Annotated in this window: 2 protein-coding genes; one reads left to right on the top strand and one right to left on the bottom strand. The window is 65.4% G+C overall.

Annotation, left to right across the window (positions count from 1 at the left end; genetic code table 11):
- A partial coding sequence (gene mutS, locus ENZ74_RS23960; RefSeq protein WP_127313032.1) for a DNA mismatch repair protein MutS occupies positions 1 to 2,108 on the bottom strand: 2,108 nt, incomplete at its 3' end.
- 213 nt (positions 2,109 to 2,321) lie between these two features.
- On the opposite strand from mutS, the gene ENZ74_RS23955 reads away from it, so the two are divergent.
- Positions 2,322 to 4,139: NADP-dependent malic enzyme (locus ENZ74_RS23955; protein WP_164761165.1), on the top strand; the 1,818-nt coding region annotated here is incomplete at its 3' end.

Raw genomic sequence — 4,139 nt, 5'->3', positions numbered from 1 at the left:
CGCGAGAACAGCCGGTCGACGACGCCGATATGGGCCGATGTCGCCGGCACGAACGAGCCGGTCTGGGCCAGGATGGCGATCAGCGCGTTTTGCCGCAGGAATGTCGATTTACCGCCCATGTTCGGGCCGGTCAAAAGCCAGATCGCGCCGTTCCGGGCAGCTCCCTCCGGCGACAGGTCGCAATCATTGGCGACGAACGGGCCTTCGCCGGAGCGGCGCAAGGCCTGTTCGACCACCGGATGCCGCCCGCCCGTAATCTCGAAGGCAAGGCTCGAATCCACCACCGGCCGGCACCAGGCTTCGCTTTCCGACAGAAGCGCGAGCGCCGCGGAGACATCGAGCACGGCCAGCGCATCGGCGCCGGCACGGATCTTCTCCGCTTCGCCGACCGCTTCCGTCGTCAGCGCCTCGAAGGCGGCCAGTTCGATGTTGAGCGCCCGGTCGGCGGCATTGGCGATCTTGGTCTCGAGCTCGGCAAGCTCGGTCGTGGTAAAGCGCATGGCGTTGGCCATGGTCTGGCGGTGGATGAAGCGCGCCTTGGCGCCATCGCTGCCGGTCATCACAGCATGGTGGTTGGCGGTCACCTCGATATAGTAGCCGAGCACATTGTTGTGCCGGATTTTCAGCGAGCGGATGCCGGTCTCGTCGATCAGCGAGCGTTCCAGCCCGGCGATCACCTTTCGCGATTCGTCGCGCAGCGCCCGCATCTCGTCGAGATCGGCATGGTAGCCGCCACGAACGAAGCCGCCGTCGCGCTTGAGCAGCGGCAGTTCGTCGCCAAGTGCCTGCATCAGATGCTGCGAAAGCGCTTGGGGCAGTGCATGGATGGCGGCCAATGCCGCCGCAAGTTCCGGGGGCAGGGCGGTCGCGGCAAAGATTTCGGCGATCGCGCCTGCCGCCTCGAAGCCGGCGCGCAGCGCGCCAAGGTCGCGCGGCCCACCCCGGTTGAGCGCCAGCCTGGACAGCGCGCGGGGCATGTCGGCAACGCTCTTCAGGCTCGACCGCACCGCCTGGCAAAGTCGCGTTTCGGAACGAAAGAACGACACTGAGTCCAGCCTGGCGCCGATCGCCGCCGGGTCGGTCAGCGGCGCCATCAGCCGGTCGGCGAGCAGCCTTGCGCCGCCGCCGGTCACCGTGCGGTCGATCGCCTTGAACAGCGAGCCTTCGCGGCTGCCCGACAGCGTGCGCAGCAGTTCCAGATTGCCGCGTGTCGCCGGATCGATGAACAGGGTCGAACCCTGCTCCTCGCGTTCGGGCCGCGACAGCGGCGGGCGCTCCGCTTTCTGCGTCTTCTCGACATAGGCAATGGCGCCCGAGATCGCCGACAGTTCGGCGCGCGAAAAGGCGCCAAAACTGTCCGGCGTCGCCACATCGAAGAAGCGGGCGATGCGCCCTGTCGCCGACGCCGAATCGAACAGTGACGGTGGTTGCGGGCTGGCGACGCGGCCGAGCACGTCGAACACCGGCTTCAGCTCCGGATCGTGGAACACTGGCTCGGCAACGATCAACTCACGCGGATCGACACGGAAGATGTCAGCCAAAAGCCGGTCGGCGGTGGTGTCGGTGACGCGGAAGGCGCCGGTCGAGATGTCGATCCAGGCCAGCGCAAAGGAGTGGTCCGCTCCGCCTTTCACCCGCCCCAGCGCCATCAGGAAGCTCGATTCCGACGGCGCCAGCAATTTGTCCTCGGTGATGGTGCCTGGTGTCACCAGCCGCACCACATCGCGGCGCACCACCGATTTGCCGCCGCGTTTCTTCGCCTCGGCCGGATCCTCGATCTGTTCGCAGACGGCAACGCGGAAACCCTGGCCGATCAGCTTCTGCAGATAGTCGTCAGCAGCATGCACCGGCACACCGCACATCGGAATGTCGAGCCCTTGATACTTGCCGCGCTTGGTCAAGACGATGCCCAGCGCCCGGCTTGCCTTCTCGGCATCGTCGAAGAACAGTTCGTAGAAATCGCCCATGCGATAGAACAGCAGCGAATCCGGGTTTGCCGCCTTGATCTCGATGAATTGCTCGATCATCGGCGTGGCGCCGGCGTGGGCGGTCGGCACCGGCGTCATCGCCTCGGGGGCGTCTGGCTCGTTCGGGCTGTGCATGTTCATGCGCCGCACGCTAGCAGATGTGATCGCGCGGTTTAATGCCGGGGCTTCGAAAAACAGGGGACGACCGGGACGGCAGGATGCCCGCAATCGCGCGTACCAACCGCGATTCCGCACGCTGGCAGTTTACACGCGGCGGCGCGTGGTCTTAATTCGGTCCGACACAAAGCACCCGCTTCAACGAGGTGCTGCACCGGTGAGGAAATCAAGTACATCATGGCCAGGAAAACCGAGAACAGCGGTCCGTCCGTCAGTGCGCAGGAAGCGCTCGAATTCCACGCCATGGGTCGGCCGGGCAAGCTGGAGGTCGTCGCCACCAAGCCGATGGCGACGCAGCGCGACCTCAGCCTCGCCTATTCGCCTGGTGTCGCGGTTCCGGTCCTGGCCATCGCCGAAGACCCCTCGCGCGCCTTCGACTACACGACGCGCGGCAATATGGTCGCAGTCATCTCCAACGGCACAGCCATTCTCGGTCTCGGCAATCTCGGCGCGCTGGCCTCCAAGCCGGTGATGGAGGGCAAGGCGGTGCTGTTCAAGCGCTTCGCCGATGTCGATTCCATCGACCTCGAGGTCGACACCGAGGACGCCGACGAGTTCATCAACTGCGTGCGTTTCCTCGGGCCCTCCTTCGGCGGCATCAATCTCGAGGACATCAAGGCGCCGGAATGCTTCATCATCGAGCAGCGGCTGCGCGAATTGATGGACATCCCGGTCTTCCATGACGACCAGCACGGCACCGCGATCATCTCCGCCGCCGGCCTGATCAACGCGCTGGAGATCACCGGCCGTGACATGAAGACCACGAAAATGGTCTGCAACGGCGCCGGCGCCGCCGGCATCGCCTGCATCGAGCTGATGAAGGCGATGGGCTTTTCGCCGGAAAACATCATCCTATGCGACACCAAGGGCGTGGTTTTCCAGGGCCGCACCGAAGGCATGAACCAGTGGAAGTCGGCGCATGCGGTGAAGACCGAGGCGCGCAGCCTCGCCGAGGCGCTCGACGGCGCCGACGTCTTCCTCGGCCTCTCCGCCAAGGGCGCGCTGACCACCGCCATGGTGCAGTCGATGGCCAAGAACCCGATCATCTTCGCCATGGCCAATCCCGATCCGGAAATCACGCCGGAGGAAGTGGCCGAGATCCGCACCGACGCCATCATGGCCACCGGCCGTTCGGACTATCCGAACCAGGTCAACAACGTGCTCGGCTTCCCCTATATCTTCCGCGGCGCGCTGGATGTCAGGGCAACCACCATCAATGACGACATGAAGATCGCCGCCGCCCAGGCGCTGGCGGCACTGGCGCGCCAGGACGTGCCCGACGACGTCGCCGCCGCCTATCAGGGTAATCGGCCGAAATTCGGCCCCAACTACATCATCCCGGTGCCGTTCGACCCGCGCCTGATCTCGGCCATTCCGATTGCGGTCGCCAAGGCGGCGATGGATTCAGGCGTCGCCCGCAAGCCGATCCTTGACCTCGACCGTTACGCGCAGGAACTGTCGGCCCGCCGCGACCCGATCGCCTCGACCCTGCAGCGCATCTACGACCGCGTGCGCCGCCAGCCCAAGCGCATCGTCTTCGCCGAGGGCGAGGAGGAACAGGTCATGCGCGCCGCCGTCTCCTATGTGAACCAGAAGCTCGGCACCGCCATCCTGCTCGGCCGCGACGACGTCATCAAGGAAAACGCCAAGCACGCCGGCATCGATCTCAACAAGCAAGGCATCGAGATCATCAATGCAAGGCTGTCGCGCCGCAACGGCATCTACACCGACTACCTCTACGAGCGCATGCAGCGCAAAGGCTTCCTGTTTCGCGACTGCCAGCGGCTGATCAACAACGATCGCAACCACTTTGCCGCCTGCATGGTGGCGCTGGGTGACGCCGACGGCATCGTCACCGGCGTCACCCGCAACTATTCGACCGCGCTCGACGACATCCGCCGCGTCATCGATGCCAAGCCCGGCCACCGCGTCATCGGCGTCTCGATCGTGCTGGCGCGGGGCAAGACCGTGCTGGTCGCCGACACCGCCGTGCAC

The organism is Mesorhizobium sp. M7A.F.Ca.CA.002.15.2.1 (assembly GCF_003998715.1).
Lineage (GTDB): Bacteria > Pseudomonadota > Alphaproteobacteria > Rhizobiales > Rhizobiaceae > Mesorhizobium > Mesorhizobium ciceri.
Note: the sequence above shows the minus strand (reverse complement) of the source record. Positions and strands in the feature narration are given on the sequence as shown.